The sequence below is a fragment of the Chitinophaga silvisoli genome, from assembly GCF_003412465.1.
Lineage (GTDB): Bacteria > Bacteroidota > Bacteroidia > Chitinophagales > Chitinophagaceae > Chitinophaga > Chitinophaga silvisoli.
Map to the genome: position 1 here is coordinate 415,763 of NZ_QTJV01000001.1, position 23,528 is coordinate 439,290.

A 23,528-nucleotide genomic window follows, 5' to 3' on the forward strand; every position below is an offset into this window, starting at 1 on the left:
TCCACTTGTTATGCGAGCTTTTTACTTTTTGCTTATATGCTGTATTGCCTGCCACTCCGGAAAAGATGTGTATATGTTCACATCTTTCCGGGAGCCCGGCCAGGATGGCCTTCATTTGCTGTATAGCTACGATGGTTATCACTGGACAGATATTCCCGGATCATTCCTCACACCCACAGCAGGAGGGAAGATCATGCGTGATCCCAGCATACAGCAGGGCCCTGACGGTACATTCCACCTTGTATGGACCAGCGCCTGGAAAGGTGACCGGGGCTTTGGCTATGCCAGCTCCAAAGACCTGATCCACTGGTCAGAAGAACGCTATATCCCCGTCATGGAACATGAACCCACCGCCGTTAATGTCTGGGCTCCCGAGCTCTGTTATGATGATGAAAACAGGCAGTTCCTCATCATCTGGAGTACCACAGTTCCAAATCGTTTTCCCAAAGGTGCCGAAGAAGAGCATAATAACCATCGCCTGTATTATACCACTACCCGTGATTTCGTAAGCTTCTCTCCTGCAAAACTGTTTTTCGACCCCGGTTATAGTGTCATAGATGGCACAGTAGTCAAAACAGGCAATCACAGGTACGTGTTGGTGGTAAAAGATAATACCCGTCCTGAGCGGGATCTTAAGGTAGCTTTCAGCGATCACGCTATTGGCCCTTTTCAGACCTTTTCAGCTCCTTTTACAGATAAGCTGACTGAAGGGCCATCTGTTGCCAAAGTAGGCAGGGAATGGCTTATTTATTACGATAACTACGGCATGCACCGTTACGGTGCCACAAAAACAATCGATTTCAGAAGTTTTACCGATATCTCAGCCAAAGTCTCACTGCCAGCCGGCCATAAACACGGCACCATATTCACAACCAAAAAAAAGGTCCTGAAAAGACTTTTAGCCCAAACCTAATAAAATGCGAGCATCCCTCACTATCCTTCTGACCATTTGTTGTGCGGCTACTTACGCACAGGACACCACACATCACCCGCCTGATTCTATGAAGGTGCGCGACCTGAATGAAACCGTTATAATCGGGTATGGTGTTGTCAAAAAAAGAGATCTTACAGGCGCTGTATACACCGTCAAAAAAGACGTGATCATGCAGGCGCCTGTAGCAAATCCGCTGGAGTCCCTGCAGGGGCGGGTACCCGGTATGGACATCACCCGTACCAATGGAACCCCCGGCTCCGGCGCCGAAGTACTGATCAGGGGCACCCGCTCCATTGCCGGCAGTAACGGCCCCCTGTACATCATTGATGGATTACAGGGAGGCAGCATGGCCTACCTGAACCCTTCGGACATCGAAAGCGTGGAAGTATTAAAAGATGCCTCTGCCACTGCCATCTACGGTTCGCAGGGAGCAAACGGCGTGGTGATCATCACTACCAAAAAAGGAAAGCCTGGTAAAACAAAAGTTTCCTACAACGGTTACTATGGTGCTAACGGATATACCCAATACCCGCCGCCACGCCTCGGTGAAAGCTATTTACAACTCAGAAGGGAGGCCTGGAGGGCCAGTCTCAATCCCGGAGAAATCCTGCCTGATGATGCCACTATCTTTGCCAATGCAGGCGAATACGATGCCATTCAAAAAGGGCAATGGGTCAATTGGGTAGACCTCCTGCTGCACAACAGTACCCAGCAAAGTCATTCCGTATCCGTCAGTGGCGGTACCGACAAAACGAAAGCCTTTATGTCTTTCGGGTACTACAAAGAGAATGGTGCCCTGAAGTATACGAACCTGACCCGTTATTCTGTACGACTCAACCTGGACCAGGAGATCTCACGCTTTGCAAAAGCCGGGATCCAGAGCCAGATCAATTATTCCACACTTAATAAACGCAAGGACCCCATGAGCGTAGCGCTGTCTACCACGCCACTGGGTGTACCTTACGATGCAAATGGTAATGTGAACATCTACCCCGTAGCCGGCAATACGAATACCCTTTCCCCGCTCACAGACGACAGGGGCCCGACTGTAGCCACAGATCAGACCATCGGTACGACGGTGTTCATGAACGGCTACCTGGATCTCACACCTGTCAAAGGACTGAGCTTCCGCTCCAACCTGGGCACCTTTATCAGCTTTAACAGGGCAGGCATCTTCCAGGCTGCCACTTCCCTGAACAGGGCAAGCGATGGCACCAGTTATTCAGAAGTGACCAATGGTAATACCCGCTTCTACAACTGGGACAACGTACTCACTTATAACCTGAACAAAGGTGAACATGCTATCACCGTCACAGCACTAAGCAGCTATACCCACAAGGATGCCGATACCAGCAATGCAGCTGGCATCAAACAGGTGCTGGGCACACAATTGTTTTATAACTTAAATGCAACAGAGAGCACCAGCCGGACCATTAAATCTACTTACAAAGGATCCGCTACCATGTCATTTGCAGGCAGGATCAACTATAGCTATAAAGGCCGCTACCTGCTGCAACTCAGCGAAAGGGTAGACGGGGCTTCCCGCCTGGCAGCAGGGCATAAATGGGCCGGATTCCCTTCTGTATCTGCAGGATGGAGAATAAGTGATGAAGCATTCATGCGTAACCTGCGGCATCTCGATGACCTGAAGCTGAGAGTCACCTACGGGGTAGCCGGTAACTCAGGTATTGCTGAATATGGTACGCAATCTGGTCTCACACAAGCCAACAATATTTCTTTCGGAGAGGTGCCTGCCCCCGGTTATACTTTCAATGCAGTCATCGGGAATACCAGCCTCGGTTGGGAACTCTCTGCCACCACGAACGTAGGTGTGGATCTGGCCTTCTTCAACAGCCGCATCAGCGCCAGCATCGATGCCTACAATACCAAAACCACCAAACTCCTGCTGCTAAGAACATTGCCGGTATCCACAGGGGTATCGTCCGTATACCAGAATATCGGTTCTACGAACAACAAAGGAATAGAGCTCGCACTGACTACCGTGAATATCGCACAGCAGAGCTTTAAATGGACATCCACCCTCACTTTCACTACAAACAGGGAGAGGATCAGCAGCCTGGTAGGCGATAAAGATATGATTGATAAGGAAACGAATTCCCTCTTGCTGGGTCATCCTGTCAAGTCTTTCTATACATATCAGAAGCTGGGCATCTGGCAGACAGAGGAGGCGGACAAAGCAGCTATGCTGAGAATGGGAGGAACACCTTTTAAACCCGGTACCATCAAGGTGGCGGACCTGAATCATGATAGTATCATTAACGACAATGACCGCGCTTATTTAGGTTCCCCGGTGCCTAAGTGGTCACTCGGTTTCCAGCATACATTTACATATCGTGCCTTTGACCTGGGAATCTTCCTTTTTGCCCGCTGGGGACAAATGGCCTATGGTGAATTCCTGGGGCGTTACAATCCCAGTGGTGAAGGCGGCGGCCCTGCATTCCCCAATTACTGGACACCCGAAAATCCAACGAACGATTATCCCCGACCTAAGAAAGGTGCTAAGTTCGGCGACTATGCAGCTTACCAATCCCTGCTCTATATAGATGGTTCTTATTTCAAGCTGAAAAATGTCACACTGGGATACACATTGCCACCTGCAGTAAGTAGCCGTATGAACATAGAGCACCTGCGCATCTATGCTACTGCTTCAAATATCTTCACCAAAGCGCGCAGTCACCTGTTCAATTATTACGATCCTGAAAGAGGTGGTGCGGAATCATCTCCGCTGAACAAACAGGTAGTAGTAGGATTAAATGTGGATTTCTAAACCCAATCAAATGAAAAACTATTTTCTCATCATAATCATGCTTGCAGGTATTAACGCCTGTAGCCTCGATGAATACAATCCTTCGGGTATTACTGCCGATGCGATCTGGTCCAGCCCTGAAGGCTTTGTGTCAGTAGTGAATTCCGCTTATTCAGAACAACGTGCCTGGTATGGCAAAGACAATGGTGAATGGATGGGCGAGATGGGCACAGACCTCTGGTTCAACTCACAGCGTGCCAATTATGCGAATGAACTGATGCGCTATGAGAATTTTATTCCCAGCAAAGGGAATCCCAATATTACTACCTGGAAGAACATGTACACGGCTATCAATATCTGCAATGCGGGGATCAACCGTATAGGCAATGCCGGCTTTACTGATACTGTGATGCGCAATCAGCGGGAAGGCGAATTGCGTTACCTCCGCGCATTTTACTACTGGCATGTGGCAGAGCAATGGGGTGGTGTGATCCTGTCTACAACAGAAACAAACAGTGCGCTTACAACAGCTACCCGCAGTGATATAAAAGAGTTTTATAAACTCATACTTACTGACCTGGAATATGCTGCCAGGCACCTGCCTGTAAGCTATGGCTCAGAATACAGCAGGGCTACGCAGAAGTCGGCGCTGGCTATGCTGGCCCGTGCCTACCTGTCCTGTGCCTACTATTACACCGGTAGCGAACAGCAGGAGTACTTTAAAAAAGCCAGGGCTGCAGTAGACGAAATTATTACCCGCAAAGCTGAATTTGGCGTATCCCTGTGGGATAACTATGCAGATGTCTTCAATCCTAAAAATAACAAGCAGAATAAGGAAGCATTGTATACTATCAGCAATTCGCTGACCTATACACTGGATTACGATGCGAATGCAAACCGCTTGCACATGTGGTTCCTGACAACCTACAGTTCAAAACCCGGCTTGCAGCAAAGTATGGATTATGGCAGGGATGGTACACGTTACTTCATGCCGACACGCGCCCTGCTTGATTTCTTTGACGATGAGAAAGACAGTCGGTTCGATGGCTCCTTCCAGACAGTCTGGATCTGCAACAAAGCTTATACATGGACGGAGACAGATGTAAAGAACTATGGAAAAGATCCATCGCTGATAGGTCGTACCATGGTGGTAGGTGTAGATACTGCCATGTACATCACCAAACATACCGTAGCTGACAAGCGTACCCGTCCTTACCTGGTGATTGACAGGGATAGTGTGTACAATGCAAATGGTACGATCAGGGTAGGGAATGACTATGTGGCCCTGAAGAAGTTCATGGATCCTGTTACCCGTTCGGCTGCCAATGCTCAACCAGGTTTCCTGGATATCCTGGTGATCCGCCTGGCCGAGATGTACCTGATCGGGGCAGAAGCCGCTTTACAGCTAGGCGATAACAATGCCGCTGCTGCTTACATCAATGTGTTGAGAACAAGGGCTGCGAAGAAAACGCCCGTCGATTACACCGCTGCTATGCAGGTGAGTGCCAGTGATATCACCCTGGATTTCATCCTCGATGAAAGAGCGCGGGAACTGGCCGGTGAACACATCCGCTGGTTCGACCTGAAGCGTACCGGTAAACTGGTAGCACGTATTCATACCTACAATCCTGATGTAACACAGGTACAGGAATTCCATCGCCTGCGGCCAGTACCACAAACGCAGATAGATGCATTGTCGAACGGCGCTGAATTTGGACAGAACCCAGGTTACTAAACAGAATATTATGAGGATACTGATCGCGATTTTATTGTGTACAACAACTGTGCTGGCGCAGGACAAAGTGCATTATTCCGGGAGCACACTGGTGAATGTCGATTACCACCACGGACAGTTACAGGCCGCTACAGGTGTGCACAACATACAGGTGATGCGGGCTAACCGTAGCAATGGTGGCTGGACTTACAACCATGCTCCCATGCTCGCATATTGGAATAAACAGTTTTACCTGGAATACCTGAGCGATAGTATCGGCGAAAGCGTGCCTCCGGGTCGTACGCTGCTCCTGACTTCCCGGGACGGAGAAACCTGGTCGGAACCATTGGTTATCTTTCCACCCTATAAGATCCCGGATGGCACTTCAAAAGAAGGCCATCCCAGGGTCGCTCGTAATCTCTACGCAGTCATGCACCAGCGTATGGGGTTCTATATATCCAAAAGCAATCACCTGCTGGTACTCGGCTACTACGGTATTTGCCTGGATGCAAAAGATGACCCTAATGATGGCAAAGGAATAGGCCGCGTAGTTAGAGAAATTCTGCCGGATGGTAAGTATGGCCCTATCTATTTCCTGCATTACAACAAAGCCTGGAATGCAGGCAATACTTCTTATCCCTTTTATACAGGCAGCAAAGACAAGGCTTTTATCGCCGCCTGCGATGAGCTGATGGCTACCCCACTCATGATGATGCAGTGGAATGAAGAAGCTGACAGAGATGATCCCTTAATCCCCCTGCAAAAAAATTATAAGGCATTCTGTTACTACCATCTTCCTGATCATGATGTGGTTGGATTGTGGAAGAATGCACTCTCTGCAATCAGCAAAGATGAAGGTAAAACATGGTCTGCCGTAGCCCGCGCGCCGGGTTTTGTGAACAGCAATGCAAAGATCTGGGGACAGCGTACTTCCGACGGTCGCTATGTGACTGTATACAACCCGTCCGAATACAGATGGCCCCTGGCAGTATCTGTGAGCGATGATGGTCTCGACTACAGGAACTTATTGTTAGTAAACGGAGAAGTGGCCCCCATGCGCTACGGAGGTAATTATAAATCCTACGGCCCGCAATATGTACGTGGTATAGAAGAAGGTAATGGTACCCCAGCGGATGGTAAGGTATGGGTGACCTATAGTATGAACAAAGAAGATATCTGGGTTGCCAGCATCCCTGTACCGGTTACAACTGATGCCTCAGATGAATGGAATACATACAGTCCGCTTTGGGCTCCTGTCACGATCAAAGGGGATCAGCTTACACTTGCAGATAAAGATCCTTTCGATTATGCAAAAGCAGAAAAAGTGATCACGCCTGCTTCACAACTGGAAGTTTCATTCACCGTCACGCCCAAACAGCATAATCATGGTCAGCTGCAATTCGAATTGGTGGATAAAAAAGGCATACCCGGCATCCGGCTTATCTTCGATGCCGACAGTACACTGAAAGCCAAGGCCGGTGCCCGCTATAAAAACTTCATGAAGTATGCAGCTGATTCAGTCTATCATATCCGTCTCACCGTCAATACCAGCAATCGTTTTTACACAGTCAATGTAAATGGAAAAGATGTATTGACGAGCCTGAGCTTTGCACCAATTGATGCGGTGGCCAGGATTGTATTCCGCACCGGGGAGCCCCGTCACTTCCCGGATGCAGACACCCCTGCGGATGTGGATACAGACCTGCCGGATGGCAACAGGGTAGCGCCGGAAACTGCTATTTATCAAATCCAATCACTTAAAACGAAAGTATTGTAATGCATGCATTGTTCCTGATAGTATTGTTCCATCTGCGTTGTGAAACGCTGGAGAACCCTGTTGGTATAGATGTCGCACAACCCAGGCTGAGCTGGGAAATTAACAGCCCGGAGCAGCAGGTGATGCAAACGGCTTACCAGGTCCTGGTGGCTTCCACTCCAGACAAATTAGCTAAGAATGAAGGCGATCTCTGGAACTCAGGAAAGGTAGAAAGCGAACAGTCAATCCAGCTGGCCTACCAGGGTAAAGCACTGAAAAGCCGGCAGGATTGCTACTGGAAAGTTAAGGTCTGGACAAATAAAGGAGAAAGTGAATGGAGTAAAGCTGCTCACTGGAGTATGGGCTTACTACGCCCTGATGACTGGAAAGCGAAATGGATCGGGGTGGATACTTCCTTTGCCTGGGATAGTGCACATACACAGTTTTCAAGGCTTTCCGCCCGCTATTACAGGAAGGAATTTGCTACTCAGCAGCTGATCAAAAAAGCTACCTTATATATTGCAGGTCCTGGGTTATACGAAGGCTTCATCAATGGTGCCCGTATTGGTACACAGGTCCTGGCCCAGGCACCTACTGATTACCGGAAAACGGTGAGATATAATACTTACGATGTGAGCAGCCTGGTACGAAAAGGATCGAATGTCATTGATGTAACGCTTGGCAACGGCCGGTATTTCACCATGCGGCAAAACTACAAGCCTGCCAAGATCAATACCTTTGGGTATCCCCGCTTATTACTGCAACTGGAACTGGAATATGAGAACGGGAAGAGGCAAATCATTGCCAGTGATAAAAGCTGGCGGCTGACAGCCGATGGGCCTATCCGTACGAATAATGAATATGATGGGGAAGAATATGACGCAAGAAAAGAAGTATTAAAGAACTGGCAGCCTGTGGACCTGGTACCAGCACCCGGTGGCAAACTCGTAGCCCAGCTTAATGAGCCGCAGCGTATTACCGGTATTTTAAAGCCTGTGTCAATAAAGCCCTTAAAAGATAAATGGATCGTGGATATGGGGCAGAACTTTGCAGGCTGGTTACAAATTAAAGTAAAAGGTCAGCGTGGCCGGCAGGTGATCCTACGCTTTGCAGAAAGCCTGCAAAAAGATGGTAGCCTGTATGTTGAAAACCTGCGTGATGCAAAGGTAACTGATAGCTACACCCTCAAAGGCGATGGCATTGAAACATGGCATCCTGCTTTCGTTTACCATGGTTTCCGCTACGTGGAAATCAGCGGCATGCTGCCCGAAGAAATAGAAGGGCAGGTGATCAATGATGATCTTAGTACCATCGGTACCTTTGAAACTTCTGATCCTACGCTCAACCAGATTTATAAAAATGCCGTGTGGGGCATTCGCTCCAATTATAAAGGCATGCCTGTAGACTGTCCACAACGCAATGAAAGAATGCCCTGGCTGGGAGATAGGGCAACCGGTGCCCTGGGCGAGAGCTTCATCTTTGACAATAGTAAGCTGTATGCAAAATGGCTGGATGATATAGCAGATGCACAACTTGAAACCGGTGCAATTCCTGATGTAGCACCAGCCTACTGGCGTTATTATTCAGATAATATGACCTGGCCGGCTGCTTATATCCTTATTGCCGGTTATATCTACAATCAATTTGGAGATGAGATGCCAATGCGTAAACATTACCCGGCTATGAAACGCTGGCTTACCTACATGCGCGATAAGTATTACATAGATGGCATCATGACAAAAGATAAGTATGGCGACTGGTGCGCACCCCGGCCTACTGACGGCAAGTTGATAGCTACAGCGATGTATTATCACCTGCTGACCGTCATGCATACTTATGCAGGGATCCTGCATGATAAAACTGATCAGGATGTATTTGCACAACAGGCTGCGCAGGTAAAGGCATCATTCAATCAACATTTTCAAAATAAAGAAAGCCTCACCGCAAATCTGCTGCCCCTGTACTTCAATATAGTACCTGAGAGCGAGCGGCAACAGGTCTTTAAGAACATAGTGGATACCATTCACCGGAATGGTGATCATCTTTCCACAGGAGTGATCGGTACCCAATTCCTGATGCGTACCCTTACAGAAAATGGTCGTCCGGATCTGGCTTATTTAATTGCTGCTGACCGGGATTACCCCGGCTGGGGATACATGATTAACCAGGGTGCTACCACTATCTGGGAATTATGGAACGGAGACAAGGCAAAACCAAACATGAACTCCCAGAACCACATCATGCTATTGGGCGATTTAATTGTATGGTTTTATCAGAGCCTGGCAGGCATCAAAAGTGAAAACGGGTTTAAGCACATCCTCATGAAACCGCAACCTGTGCCGGGCCTGGAAGAAGTCAATGCCAGTTATCAATCCATGTATGGTCTTATCCGTTCACACTGGAAGAAAACGACGGATGCTTTTGACTGGCAAATTACTATTCCTCCAAATACGACAGCTACTATCTGTATACCCGGCAAGGATAGTACATATGAATTAGGCTCAGGTAATTATTCTTTACATATACCACAGGCTGATCGCTGGAAGAAGGGAATCCTGGTAGATGAAGACATCTTCAGTACAGCTCCATTTCCTGAATCACATGCGGCTACCATCGCGGAGACCAGTAATGGTCTGGTAGCTGCCTGGTTTGGCGGTACCAAAGAAAGGAATCCTGATGTGGGCATCTGGGTAAGCCGTCAGCTGAACGGTAAATGGACAGCCCCTGTAGAAGTTGCAAATGGTATACAAAACGACACCCTGCGCTATGCCTGCTGGAACCCTGTATTGTTCCGGATGCCGGGAGGAGATTTATTACTCTTCTACAAAGTAGGACCAAATGTAGGCGGCTGGAAGGGATACCTGAAAACGTCTAAAGACGGCGGCATCAGCTGGTCGTCTGCAAGACAGTTGCCTGATGGCTTCATCGGCCCGGTGAAGAATAAACCAATCCTGCTGCCCGGTGGAAAACTCCTGTGTCCCTCCAGTACAGAGGGCCATGGATGGAATATCCACTTTGAAGTGACTACCGATACCGGCAAGACCTGGACAAAGATCGGTCCCTTGCAAAAAGACAGTACCATCAATGCAATTCAACCCAGTATCCTGCAATATGGGTATGGGAAAATGCAAATCCTTTGCCGGAATAAGGGCGGCAATATCGTGCAATCATGGTCACTGGATAGCGGTAAAACCTGGTCGCCGCTTTCACTCAGTGAGTTACCTAATAATAACTCCGGCACAGATGCCGTCACCCTGCAGGACGGTCGTCAACTGATTGTATATAACCATGTCAGTACACCAAAAGGCGCTGGCAAGGGCAAGCGTACACCACTGAATGTATCACTCAGCCAGGATGGTGTACACTGGTCCGCCGCCCTGGTACTCGAAGACTCTCCTGTGAGTCAATACTCTTACCCCGCAGTCATTCAGTCCGCCGACGGATATATTCACATTGTATACACATGGCGACGGCAAAGGATCAGGTATGTGAAGATTGATCCCCGGCAGTTGGAACTTACACCCATCAATAACGATATATGGAAAACAGCAGACGCAGGTTTATAGCACAATCGGCGCTCCTCACCGCAGGCGTTTTAATGCCCCGTTCACTCGCAGGCATGTGGAAGGAACCACGTTACCGCATTGCTGTATGTGACTGGATGATCCTGAAACGCCAGAAACTGGGCGCTTTCCAGCTGACCAAAGATATAGGTGCTGATGGCCTGGAACTCGATATGGGTGGACTGGGAGACCGCCCTGCATTCGACAATAAACTCAGGGATGCTGCCACCCGGCAGCAATTCCTGGACAAGGCAAAAGAACTGAATGTAGCGATCAGCTCTATTGCCATGTCCGGATTCTATGCACAGTCCTTTGCTGAAAGAACCGAGACACCAGGCCTGGTCCAGGATTGTATAGATACTATGGTAGCTATGAAGGTAAAGATCGCTTTCCTGCCACTTGGTGTAAAAGGTGATTTGATACAGCACCCCGAATTACGCCCACAGATAGTGCAGCGACTTAAAGAAGCCGGTGCCAAAGCAAAGAAAGCCGGGGTGATCATCGGTATAGAAACTGCATTGTCGGCTGCAGAAGAAGTAAAGCTCTTAGACGAAATCAATTCTAAACATATCCGGAGTTATTTCAACTTCTCCAATGCAATCAAAGAAGGCAGAGACTTAGAGCAGGAGTTAAACACGCTTGGCAGGCAACGGATCTGCCAGATTCATTGCACCAATACTGATGGGGTATGGCTGGAGAACGATCCTAAAATCAATATGCCAGCAGTAAAGAAAACACTGGACGATATGGGCTGGAGTGGCTGGCTGGTCATAGAGCGTTCCCGCGATGCGAACGATCCGAAGAATGTAAAAAAGAACTTTAGCGCGAATGCTGCTTATCTGAAATCAATATTCCATGCGTAGGATCTTTATTTGTTTCTTTTTATTATTGAGCACAACTTTATACGCCCAGCAAAACACTAAACCATGGGTGTTCTGGTACTGGATGTATGCAGCGGTATCCCGGGAGGGAATTCATGCAGACCTGGTCGCCATGAAAGAAGCGGGGCTGGGCGGTGCTTACCTGATGCCAGTTAATGGCAAAACTACGTATACGCCTGTAGCTGAACAGCTCACACCTGCCTGGTGGGACCTGGTGCACTATGCTTCCCGGCAGGCAGATAGCCTGGGTTTACAATTAGGCATGCATTTCTGTGATGGCTTTGCAGTAGGTGGTGGCCCCTGGATTACACCAGCGCTCAGTATGCAGAAAGTAGTGTGGACAAGTACGGAGGTAAATGGACATTTCAATGGTATCCTGCCCCAGCCAGCTACGAACGAAGGATATTACAAAGATATTGCTATCCTGGCTTTCCCCTTTATCAAAGAAGATAATGCCATACCGGTAGTCACCACAAGCCTGCCTGGTGTAAATGCACAAATACTGGCCAGCAAAGCGAACAAAGAAAATATAAAGAGCACAGATCCCTGCTGGATTCAATATACTTATGCTGCACCATTTACCTGCCGCTCTATCACGATCCGTGGCAATAACTACCAGGCGCAGCGACTGAAGCTTTCTGTAAGTGACGATGGAATAAACTTCCATGATGTGTTGCAGATGGAGGCTCCGCGTCATGGATGGCTGGACGCAGACGCGGATCATACCTGGTCTATTCCCACTACTACCGCCCGCTATTTCCGCTTTGATTATAACAAGGCCGGCTCAGCGCCCGGTGCGGAAGACCTGGATAATGCTAAATGGAAACAAAGTCTGAAGATCACAGGCATTCATTTATCCAATCAGCCGCGCATTGATCAGTATGAAGGAAAAAGTGGTGCAGTCTGGCGTATCAGCCAGACTATTACCAATACAGACCTGGCCGTGCCCCAGGAGCAGGTTATTGACCTGACAGCCAGAACAGATGCAAAAGGGCATCTGCAATGGAAAGCGCCTGCAGGTGACTGGACCATCCTGAGAATAGGACATACCTCCACAGGACATAAAAATGTAACAGGAGGTGCGGGTACAGGGTTGGAATGTGATAAGTTCAATCCTGCAGCAGTACGTTTACAGTTTGATCACTGGTATGGGGAAGCGCTGAAACGGGCCAGACTAAGTGTATTGCACGTGGATAGCTGGGAATGTGGTAGTCAGAACTGGTCGTCGGTATTCAGAGATGCTTTCAAAAAGCAACATGGCTACGATCTGCTTAAATGGTTGCCCGCGATGGCAGGGATCCCTGTGAAAAGCGGGCCTGCATCAGAACAATTCTTACTTGATATCCGGCGTACAATCAACAACTTAATCCAGGTTAATTTTTACGATACTTTAGGCGCATTGGCCCATAAAAATGGAGTCGCTTTCAGTGCAGAAAGTACAGCGCCCATGATCACTGCCGATGGCATGGCGCATTATCATGCAGTGGACTACCCGATGGGAGAATTCTGGTTGCGCAGTCCGACCCACGATAAGCTGAACGATATGCTGGATGCCATTTCAGGTGCACATGTGTATGGCAAGCAAATAATCCAGGCAGAAGCGTTTACAGAATTGAGGAATAACTGGGACGAATATCCGGGCATGTTGAAAACGACTATAGATCGCAACTTCGCATTAGGTATCAATAAGCTGGTCTTCCATGTATTTGCACATAACCCCTGGATGGACAAGAAGCCGGGTATGACCCTGAATGGAATCGGCCTTTATTTCCAGAGAGATCAGACCTGGTGGCCTTATGTATCAGGAATGGTGGATTATGTGACCCGTTGCCAAAACTTATTACAGCAGGGCAAACCTGTTGTGGATATTGGTGTGTATACAGGTGATAACCTGCCTAAAAGAGCTGTGTTACCAGAACGCCTGGTGCCTTTATTGCCTACGCTGTTTGGTGATAGTACTGTTCAAAGAGAGAAAAGAAGACTGGCGAATGTAGGCGAACCTACAAGGGAAATGCCGGCTGGTGTGACTGCCGGTGCTAATATCTCAAAAGCAGAAGACTGGATAGATCCCCTGCATGGTTATGCATACGATTCTTACAATCAGGCAGGTGATAGTGCGAGGTACCCTATCTCCCTTAAACTTACTGATACTTTAAGGCAGGTCAATCTTCCTCCTGATTTCATTTCAGGAGAAGAGGGTATTGCCTGGACACATCGCTCCGCGCCTGATAAAGAAATTTATTTTATTTCTAATCAACAGGATAAAGAACGTCACTTACAGGTATCTTTTAGGGTGCAAAATAAGGTGCCGGTATTGTATGATGCTGTAAACGATACTTATATCCAGGCGGAATCCTGGGAGGCCAAAGGAACGCGAACAGCGCTGGCCTTATCCCTCCCTCCAAACGGTTCTGTTTTTGTTTTATTCACAGACAAGCCGGTGGAGCATGTGCATAAACAAACGAACTATGCACCATTCAAAACACTGGACAATCCCTGGAAGGTAAGTTTTGCGGATAATGATACTGTATTGTTTGAAAAACTTACGGATTGGAGTCAACATGCATCAGACAAAATCAGGTACTTTTCCGGCACAGCGCATTACATCCAGGATGTATATTTGGAACATCCTCCATCCGCTATCCTGCTCGATATAGGAAATGTGGCCAACATTGCAGCTGTAAAAGTCAACGATATCGATTGTGGCATCATCTGGACCCCGCCTTACCGGGTGGATATCTCCAAAGCCGTACGCCCGGGTCTTAATAAGATCGACATTGCAGTAACCAATACCTGGGCCAACCGGATAATCGGTGACAGAACGCAGCCAAAGTCTACTTACACTATTTTTCCTGACAGGCAGGCCGGTGATCATTTACTACCCGCCGGTCTGTTAGGTCCTGTAAAACTGCTTACCGATTACCAGGTAGCGGACTCCATAATGGAACGTGTATATAATGAGGTGAAGACTCCTTTCAAATATGGTCTTGTGATGGTACCTGCGCATGACACATTGAAAATGGATTGTCCCGGTATCTTCCGGAAAAACAACCAATGGTACATGGTCTACATCGTCTTCGACGGTCGTGGCTACGAAACCTGGTTGGCAAAAAGTAAGGACCTCCTGAACTGGGAAACCCTTGGGAAAATAATGTCCTTTTCAGACAGCAGTACCTGGGATGCCAACCAGAAAGCTGGCTATACCGCGCTACAGGATTACAAATGGGGAGGAAATTATGAATGGACTACCTACAATGGAAAACATTGGTTATCTTACTTTGGTGGTGTAAGCAAAGGCTATGAAGCGGGCTTGTTGTCCATTGGAATCGCTTATACAGATAAAGATATTACCCAAGCCCACGAATGGAAAAGATTAGCACAACCCGTGCTGAAAGCAACAGATGCCGATGCCGGCTGGTGGGAAAATAATACCATTTATAAGAGCTCCGTTATCCGCGATGAAAAGAAACTGACAGGTCATTCATTTATCATGTATTACAATGCAAAAGGCGATAGTCTGAACCCAAAGAGAGGTAAGGAACGAATCGGCATGGCGGTATCTGACGATATGGAGCACTGGTCACGCTGGAGTAGCGATCCAATACTGGATCATTACACAGGTATTACAGGTGATGCGGTGATACAACAAATGGATAGCCTGTATGTCATGTTTTACTACGGTGCTTTCTGGAAAGACAAACCCAAAGAGGCCTTCAACCGTTTTGCCTGCTCCCGGGACCTGGTGCACTGGACAGACTGGAAAGGCGAAGACCTCATTCAGTCATCAGCACCATATGATAACCTCTTTGCACATAAATCTTTTGTGGTGAAATGGAATGGAGTCGTGTATCACTATTATTGTGCGGTAGACAAGGCAGGGCATAGAGGGATTGCGGTAGCCACTTCTGTTGATAAAGGGAAAAGCAAATTGAATTACTAATATGATCCGGATTATCGTCATCAGCATATTAATGACTATCACTTGTCAGGTGAATGCACAACAGTTATTTGACAATGACTGGCTGTTTTACAGGGGCAACGCACAGGGTGCAGAAAATCCTGCATTCAATGATAAAGAATGGAGAAAAGTAGACCTGCCGCATGACTGGAGTATAGAAGACCTGCCGGGTACAAATTCACCATTTAGCCAGGGCGCAATCAGCCAGGTAAGTGGTGGTTTTACAACCGGTGGTACGGGCTGGTATCGCAAGCATTTTACAATGCAGGCAAATAAGAAACCCATCATCCTGCAATTTGATGGGGTCTACATGAATGCTACCATCTGGCTCAATGGAAAGAAACTGGGTAAACACCCATATGGTTATACTTCTTTCAGTTATGATATCACTGATAAGGTAAATTTCGGGAAGGAAAATGTACTTGCTGTACTTGTGCGAAATGAAGGGGAAAATAGCCGCTGGTATGCAGGGTCAGGCATTTACAGGCATGTATGGTTAAAAAGCCATCAATACAGGATTGCGATAAGCACCCCTGTTGTAAACAGGACCGCAGCAATAGTCAATATTAAAACCGATAAACCGGGTGCCACCAGTATTTATAACCCCAAAGGAGTATTGGTAGCCAGTGCTGTCAGCCAGCAGGTTCAGATTACCAAACCTGCCCTCTGGTCAGTAGACACTCCCAATCTCTATAAAGCTGTCACTATTATCGGTGATGATACAGTCAGCACCCTCTTCGGTATCCGCAGTTTTACCGTCGATGCTGTCAACGGTGCCCGCCTGAATGGCCTTCCTCTCAAACTAAAAGGGGGCTGTGTGCACCATGACAATGGTCCCTTGGGAGCCAAAGCTTACGACCGTGCAGAAGAACGAAAAGTCGCCTTACTGAAAGCAAGTGGATACAATGCCATCCGTTGTGCCCATAATCCCCCTTCTCCGGCTTTTTTAGACGCTTGCGACCGGCTAGGTATGTTAGTGGTCGACGAGGCATTTGACACCTGGAAAGACCCTAAAAACCCCGAAGACTACCATGTGTTCTTCAACGACTGGTGGCAGCGCGATATCGAAAGCATGGTAAACCGGGATCGTAACCACCCTTCTGTGATCATGTGGAGCATTGGTAATGAAATCCCTCACCGGGAAAAACCGGAGGTGGCTGCCGTAGCACATACCCTGCGTGATTACGTCTTACAGCTGGACAGTACCCGACTTATTACCTGTGGGGTAAACGGGATTGCGCCGGATAAAGATACTTTCCTCTCTGCCCTCGATGTATCAGGTTATAATTATGCACTGGATAAGTACGAACCTGATCATGCCCGGGTGCCTAACCGGGTAATCATGGCTACGGAATCTTTCCCCCTGGATGCAGGTGCCTACTGGGAGGGGGTAATCAAACATCCCTGGGTGATCGGCGATTTTGTCTGGACGGCATTCGACTATATAGGCGAAGCCAGCATTGGTTGGCTCGGCTATATGCAGCATCAGGGTTTCTATCCCTGGAACCTGGCTTATTGTGGCGACATAGATATCTGTGGCTGGAAGCGGCCGCAATCTTATTACCGCGATGCGCTCTGGATGCCGGACCAGTTATCACTCTTTGTGCACCCCCCTCAGCCAACTTACGCCATTAACCCTGAAAAGGAAGTATGGAGCCGCTGGGAATGGCAGGATGTAACCGATAGCTGGAACTGGCAGGGGAATGAAGGTAAGCCCCTGGAAGTAGTGGCATACAGTTCTTACGAACAGGTAGAATTATTCCTCAATAGAAAATCACTGGGTAAAAAGGCAGTAAAAGATCATAGCGCCAGCTGGCAGGTGCCTTATACAAAGGGTACCCTGACCGCTGTAGCCGGGAAGAAAAGCATCTCGCTGCGCACTACCGGTCCTGCTGTTAAGTTACAACTACAGGCCGATACCCTGGAACTCGCTCCTAATAACCAGGATCTTGCCTATGTCACTGTCCAACTCCTGGACAGCGACGGTCACCGCAACCCTGATGATACCTCGCTGATCCATTTTAAACTGGAAGGGCCCGCTACCATTGTCGGTGTGGGTAATGCTGATCCGCGTAGCCTGGAAAGTAACCAGGCTTCCCAAAGAAAAGCCTTTCATGGTCGTGCCCTGGTGATCATTAAGGCCGGGAAAACACCCGGTGCCATTCGTCTCATTGCCAGCAGTCCCAACCTGCAGGCTGCTGAAATCACGCTCAATAAAGCAAGTGCTCCACAATGGATCGGCTATGAAGAAATGCCGGATAGTTTAAGACTGGTGCCGGGACTGCCGGAGGATAAAAGCAAGGCACAACAAAGAACCGTCACACCCTTATTCCGCAAAAGCTTTACTATTACCAGGCCCATAAAAAGCGCCCGGCTCATTATTACCGGCCTGGGTCATTATGAATGCAGTATCAACGGCAAAAAGCCCGGCAAACATTTCCTGGCTCCCGGCTGGACCAACTATGACAAGCGGGTTTTCTACAACACCTATGATGTGACTGCCTGCCTGAAAAACGGTGAGAACGTAATCGGTGTCATCGTAGGCAATGGTTTTTACTATATCAACAAAGAAAGATACCACAAGCTGCTTACGGCCTTCGGCTACCCAAAGATGTACTGTGAGTTACAACTCAGCTATACAGATGGTACTACCGCCAGCATCGCCTCTGATCAGAGCTGGAAAACAGCGCCATCACCTATTACCTTTACCAGCATTTACGGTGGCGAAGATTATGATGCCCGCCTGGAACAGGATGGCTGGGACAGCCCGGGATTCGATGATCAGGGCTGGCGAAATGCCTTGCTGGTAAAAGCGCCCGCTGGCAAACTGGAAGAAGAGAAAGATTTTCCCGTTGTCCTGGCTGAATCTATCCCTGTCAAATCTATTCATAACAATGTCTACGATTTCGGTCAGAATGCTTCCGGCATTGTTTCATTAAAAATAAAAGGACACAAAGGCCAGACAGTCAAACTCATTCCCGCTGAATTATTGACATCCGCCGGCCTTGCCAACCAAGGGGCTACAGGTAGACCTTATTACTACAGTTATACGCTGAAAGGCGATGGGGTGGAGGAATGGCAACCGCGTTTTAGCTACTATGGTTTTCGCTATGTGCAGGTAGAAGGCGCGGGTCCTGATCAGATTATTGATCTCAAATTATTGCACAACCGGAATTCTTCTCCTGAAAATGGCAGCTTTACCTGCTCCAATCCTTTATTCAACCAGATCTATGACCTGATCAAATGGGCCATTAAAAGCAATCTCCAAAGTGTAGCGACCGACTGCCCGCACCGCGAGAAACTGGGCTGGCTGGAACAGGATTACCTGATGGGGAATTCAATTCAGTTCAACTACGACATCCGCCTGCTATACCAGAAGATAGTCAATGACATGATCGATGCGCAAACTGCAGGAGGTCTCGTGCCAGACATTGCACCGGAATTTGTTTTCTTCGATGATAATGGGTTTGGTTTTCGGGATTCCCCCGAATGGGGGAGTGCCTGTGTGATCCTGCCATGGCTGCTCTACAAGTGGTATGGTGATACAGCTACCATGGAGACAGCCTATCCTATGATGCAGCGTTATGTTGCTTATTTGGAAAGCAGGTCAAATGATCAGATCTTATCCTACGGTTTGGGTGACTGGTTCGACTATGGCCCCGCCCGCCCCGGCGCAGCACAGCTGACACCGAAAGAGCTTACTGCCACTGCTATCTATTACTACGATTGCAAACTCCTCGCTGACATGGCAGCCATCCTGAAAAAGAAAGATGCGGATGCTTACCGCCAGCAGGCCGGCAAAATTAAACTCGCCTTCAATAGTAAATTCTTTAACAAACAAACCTGCCTTTACGCTACCGGCAGTCAAACGGCTATGGCCATGCCATTATGCACCGGCCTCGTAGAGGAAGCATATAAAACTGCGGTATTCAAAAACCTGGTGGATAGCATCACTACCAACAATAACAAACTCACTGCCGGTGATATCGGTTTTCACTTCCTCGTACAAGCCCTGCAGGAAGGTGGCGCATCCCAACTGATCTACAATATGAATTGCCGAAACGATGTGCCTGGCTATGGTTACCAGCTGGCCAAAGGAGCCACAGCACTCACTGAATCCTGGCCCGCACTGGCTGAGGTTTCCAACAATCATCTCATGCTCGGCCATATCATGGAATGGTTCTACAACGGCCTGGCCGGCATTCAGCAAGCTGAAAATTCTGTCGCCTTCCGCAATATCATTATCAGGCCCGAAATAGTGGGCGATATTACCTATGTAAAAGCGACTTATCACATTCCTGCTGGTACCATCCTCAGCGAATGGGAATTAAAGAATCAACATTTTACCTTACATGTAAACATTCCGCCTCATACAAATGCAAGTATAAAAATCCCCGCTGCACCCACTCAAACCATTACTGAAAATGGTAAATTAATTAAGCCTGCACATTACGAAAATGGCAGAGCTACTGTAAGAATAAGCTCCGGAGCATACGTATTTTCAGTTAACTAATCCTGCAGTGATTCCTCCCTTGTTAAAAAAAATATAAAAAGATAGCGCACGTTGATAAAAAATTTTTAGATTTGTTACTCAACCTTGTGTAATACAAGATCACGTTATGGCATTTATTGTTTAATCCAGTGTGTCATTTATTGATTAAACCATTTGTTATTTTTTTCACTTAAAACTTTATTGTAACCAAACCAAAAAAAGAAACGTAGCAACCATCTTTGTTTAACTAAACTAAAACGATTTACTTATTGACCCTTGGGCACTTAACCATGTCCAGGGCGGTATAATATGTCCATAAAAGAGTAATCAGATCACATACTAAATAGTTCCATGATGAAAAGAAACAACCATTTCATGCGTTGTACAGGACTGCTATTCCTGTTAACGATGCTGCACTTCCATACCCTGTTGGCCCAGCAAAGGAAGGTCACAGGGCAGGTCTCAGGCAAGGAAGGACCACTCACAAATGTATCTGTGCAGGTAAAAGGTACCACCACGGGTGCATACACAGATGAAAAAGGACAATTCACTATCGCAGTACCTAATTCCAGTGCCGTACTGGTAGTACGCTATGTAGGCATGGAAACAAAAGAGGTACCTGTAGGGGATCAGACAAACCTTAATATTGTACTCACTTCTTCTGCAAGTGATCTGAACGAAGTGGTAGTAGTCGGTTATGGTACTACCAAGCGTACAGACCTTACCGGTAGTGTGGGTAGTGTGAATGCTGACGAGCTGATGGAAAGACCATCCCTCACACTGCAACAAGCCATGTCAGGTAAAGTAGCCGGTGTAAATGTAAACACTAACTCAGGCCGCCCGGGTGGCCGAACCAGCGTTCGTATACGTGGTTTTGGTTCTATCAAGGCTACCAACGATCCCCTGTATGTAGTAGATGGTATCGTATATCCTTCTGATATCTCTACCATCAATCCGAATGATATCGAGAGTATGGACATCCTCAAAGATGCATCTGCTACCGCTATCTATGGTACCCGTGGTGCGAATGGTGTAATCATGATCACTACTAAAAAAGGGAATAAGAAAGGCGGTGTAGTGAGCTATAATGGCTATGTAAGTGTAGGTAAAATGACACGCAAGCAGGATGTGCTGAACTCAAAAGAGTTCCTGGCTACTGAAGACCTGGCTTATGCGAATGCTGCCAAATACGATCCGACCGGTTTCGCAAATGGTGCCTACAAAGATCCTAAAGTGAAACGTGCACAATATATCGGTACCCTCTTCGACGAGAACCTGAATCCACTCTACGATGTAGACTGGCAGGATGCTGTAACCCGTACCGCTATCAGCCAGGGGCACAACCTGTCTTTTGCAGGTGGCGATGAAAAATCTACTTATGGTTTATACATGGGCTACAATGATGAACAGGGGGTGATTAAAAATTCTTATGCAAAAAGATATACGGCCCGCGCTACTATTGACAGGCAAATGAACGACTGGCTCAAAGTAGGTGGTACCATAGGTTATGTTGTCAACAAAGAAAAGAGACAGGATGCAACTGTAGGTGGAAATAACGTCACCCGCCAGATGATAGAAATGATTCCAATCGTTCCGTATAAATACCCTGATGGCACTTATGGTAAGAGAGGTGATTATGAAGGCATGGAATCGGGCGACAACCCATTGTCCCAGATCTACGAAGACAAACGCCTGTATAATAACAACGTATTTAACGGTAACGTATATGCCAATATTAAACTGTACAAGGATCTGACCTTTACCAGTACTTTTGGTGCCAACGTACGTGATGAATACGATCCGTATTTCAACAGTACCCTCTCCAACCTGGCTAATGAATATGGTAAGAACTTTGCTGAAATCACTTCTTATCATACTACATTCTACCAATGGGAAAACCACTTCACCTACGATAAGGCCATCGGTAAAGATCATCGCATCAGTGCAACCGTAGGTCAGGAAATCCAGAAACTGAACTACCTGAAAGATGTAATTCAGGTACAAAGCCTGAGCGATGACTATTACGAGTGGAATAACCTGGGTTCTGCTGCAACCGTGAATACACCTTCTTCCGAGGCTTATTCATGGGCAATGGCATCTTTCTTCGCCAGGGCGAACTATACATACAAAGATCGTTACCTGTTCACTTTCACAGGTCGTTATGATGGTAGTTCCCGTTTTGGTGCGGACAATAAATTTGCTTTCTTCCCATCTGCAGCAGTGGGCTGGCGTGTGTCTGAGGAGCCTTTCCTGAAAGATAATCCAACGGTCAATAACCTGAAACTGCGTGCCAGTTATGGTCTGACAGGTAACTCTGAAATCGGTCAGTACAAGTCCCTGTCAAACATGACTTCCAATACCCTGATCTTCAACGCTACCCGCGCGGCAGGTACCGTGATCAGCACAATGGCAAATCCTGACCTGAAATGGGAAAAGACCCGGCAGGTCGATGTGGGCTTTGACCTCTCCCTCTTCAACAGCCGTTTGAACATCGCAGCAGACTATTATAAAAAGAATACCAAAGACCTGCTGCTCGATGCACCAGTACCCGCTTCCAGCGGTTATGCTACGCTGACCCGTAATATCGGTAGCCTGCAGAACTCAGGTTTTGAATTCAGTGTGAATACGGTGAACATTGACCGGAAGAATTTCTCCTGGAATACTACGCTCAACTTCTCTACACTGAAAAACAAAATTACAGCACTGGGTAGCAACAATGAAGACATTTACATGAACCCGAACTTCCTGGATTATACCAACATCCTTCGTGTGGGTGAATCAGTAAGCTCTTTCTATGGTTATGTGCGTGAAGGTACCTGGAGTACAGCTGAAGAAACCCAGGCTGCCAAGTATGGTGCGAAACCAGGTGACCTGAAGTTCAAAGACATGAACGGCGATGGCCAGATCAATAGCCAGGACCGTACCATCATTGGTAAAGGTATTCCTGACTGGTATGGTACTATATCCAACAGCCTCCGTTACAGGCAATTTGACTTCGTACTGGAACTACAATATTCTTATGGTAATGATGTGTTCAAACTGTCAGAGCACTCTTCTGAAGACAGAACCGGTATTGCAAACAGCTTTTCAACTGTGCTGAATGCCTGGACACCTGAGCACCAGAATACACCTATTGCACAGATCAGGCCTACTGCTGCCGGCTACACCAGCAAGCTGGATAATCATAAGGTGGAAGATGGTTCCTTCCTCAGAGGCAAGAACATTTCCTTTGGTTATAACCTGGCACCAGCTACCTGCAAGAAGATGGGTATAGGTAATGCCCGTGTATATGTGGCTGCACAGAACTTCTTCCTCATTACCAAATACACAGGCTATGATCCGGAAACGACTACATGGGATGACACCTTCGCACAGGGGATGCAGTTCCACGACTATCCCAAGGCAAGAACTTTCCTGCTGGGACTGAATGTAACTTTCTAATCACTGACCTTTTAAATGCATT

The 23,528-nt window shown here is 47.5% G+C and carries 9 protein-coding genes; all 9 read left to right on the forward strand.

The window, feature by feature from the left end; all coding sequences use genetic code 11:
- Nucleotides 1-73: 73 nt before the first annotated feature.
- The 9 genes from DXN04_RS01810 to DXN04_RS01855 all read left to right on the forward strand — a co-directional run bounded on the left by DXN04_RS01810 (nucleotide 74) and on the right by DXN04_RS01855 (nucleotide 23,506).
- On the forward strand, nucleotides 74-913 hold the full coding sequence (locus DXN04_RS01810) for a glycoside hydrolase family 43 protein (RefSeq protein ID WP_233525500.1): 840 nt from the start codon (nucleotides 74-76) through the stop codon (nucleotides 911-913).
- 4 nt (nucleotides 914-917) lie between these two features.
- Nucleotides 918-3,722 carry a SusC/RagA family TonB-linked outer membrane protein gene (locus DXN04_RS01815; RefSeq protein WP_116851596.1) on the forward strand — a complete coding sequence of 935 codons (2,805 nt, stop codon included), beginning with the start codon at nucleotides 918-920 and terminating at the stop codon, nucleotides 3,720-3,722.
- A 10-nt stretch (nucleotides 3,723-3,732) separates the two neighbouring features.
- Nucleotides 3,733-5,436, forward strand: a complete 1,704-nt coding sequence (locus DXN04_RS01820) for a RagB/SusD family nutrient uptake outer membrane protein (RefSeq protein WP_158568802.1) — start codon at nucleotides 3,733-3,735, stop codon at nucleotides 5,434-5,436.
- A 10-nt stretch (nucleotides 5,437-5,446) separates the two neighbouring features.
- Nucleotides 5,447-7,192, forward strand: coding sequence for an exo-alpha-sialidase (locus DXN04_RS01825; RefSeq protein WP_116852397.1), 1,746 nt, complete (start codon nucleotides 5,447-5,449; stop codon nucleotides 7,190-7,192).
- The gene (locus DXN04_RS01830; protein ID WP_116851598.1) at nucleotides 7,192-10,737 is read left to right on the forward strand and encodes a family 78 glycoside hydrolase catalytic domain; all 3,546 of its coding nucleotides are present in this window, start codon (nucleotides 7,192-7,194) and stop codon (nucleotides 10,735-10,737) included. Before DXN04_RS01825 ends, DXN04_RS01830 begins: the two co-directional genes overlap by 1 nt.
- A complete protein-coding gene (locus DXN04_RS01835) occupies nucleotides 10,710-11,597 on the forward strand; it encodes a sugar phosphate isomerase/epimerase family protein (RefSeq protein WP_116851599.1) in 888 nt (295 codons plus the stop codon). The genes DXN04_RS01830 and DXN04_RS01835 overlap by 28 nt, the downstream gene beginning before the upstream one ends.
- Nucleotides 11,590-15,555, forward strand: a complete 3,966-nt coding sequence (locus DXN04_RS01840; protein WP_116851600.1) for a glycosyl hydrolase — start codon at nucleotides 11,590-11,592, stop codon at nucleotides 15,553-15,555. Before DXN04_RS01835 ends, DXN04_RS01840 begins: the two co-directional genes overlap by 8 nt.
- Nucleotide 15,556: 1 nt before the next feature.
- A complete protein-coding gene (locus tag DXN04_RS35330) occupies nucleotides 15,557-20,086 on the forward strand; it encodes a family 78 glycoside hydrolase catalytic domain (protein ID WP_233525501.1) in 4,530 nt (1,509 codons plus the stop codon).
- Between the two features lie 330 nt (nucleotides 20,087-20,416).
- The gene (locus tag DXN04_RS01855) at nucleotides 20,417-23,506 is read left to right on the forward strand and encodes a SusC/RagA family TonB-linked outer membrane protein (protein ID WP_116851601.1); all 3,090 of its coding nucleotides are present in this window, start codon (nucleotides 20,417-20,419) and stop codon (nucleotides 23,504-23,506) included.
- Nucleotides 23,507-23,528: the final 22 nt, after the last annotated feature.

Bases quoted from the DNA above. Each gene is read 5' to 3' on its own strand.
- DXN04_RS01810 (WP_233525500.1), top strand. From the start codon at position 74: ATGTTCACATCTTTCCGGGAGCCCGGCCAGGATGGCCTTCATTTGCTG.
- DXN04_RS01815 (WP_116851596.1), top strand. From the start codon at position 918: ATGCGAGCATCCCTCACTATCCTTCTGACCATTTGTTGTGCGGCTACT.
- DXN04_RS01820 (WP_158568802.1), top strand. From the start codon at position 3,733: ATGAAAAACTATTTTCTCATCATAATCATGCTTGCAGGTATTAACGCC.
- DXN04_RS01825 (WP_116852397.1), top strand. From the start codon at position 5,447: ATGAGGATACTGATCGCGATTTTATTGTGTACAACAACTGTGCTGGCG.
- DXN04_RS01830 (WP_116851598.1), top strand. From the start codon at position 7,192: ATGCATGCATTGTTCCTGATAGTATTGTTCCATCTGCGTTGTGAAACG.
- DXN04_RS01835 (WP_116851599.1), top strand. From the start codon at position 10,710: ATGGAAAACAGCAGACGCAGGTTTATAGCACAATCGGCGCTCCTCACC.
- DXN04_RS01840 (WP_116851600.1), top strand. From the start codon at position 11,590: ATGCGTAGGATCTTTATTTGTTTCTTTTTATTATTGAGCACAACTTTA.
- DXN04_RS35330 (WP_233525501.1), top strand. From the start codon at position 15,557: ATGATCCGGATTATCGTCATCAGCATATTAATGACTATCACTTGTCAG.
- DXN04_RS01855 (WP_116851601.1), top strand. From the start codon at position 20,417: ATGATGAAAAGAAACAACCATTTCATGCGTTGTACAGGACTGCTATTC.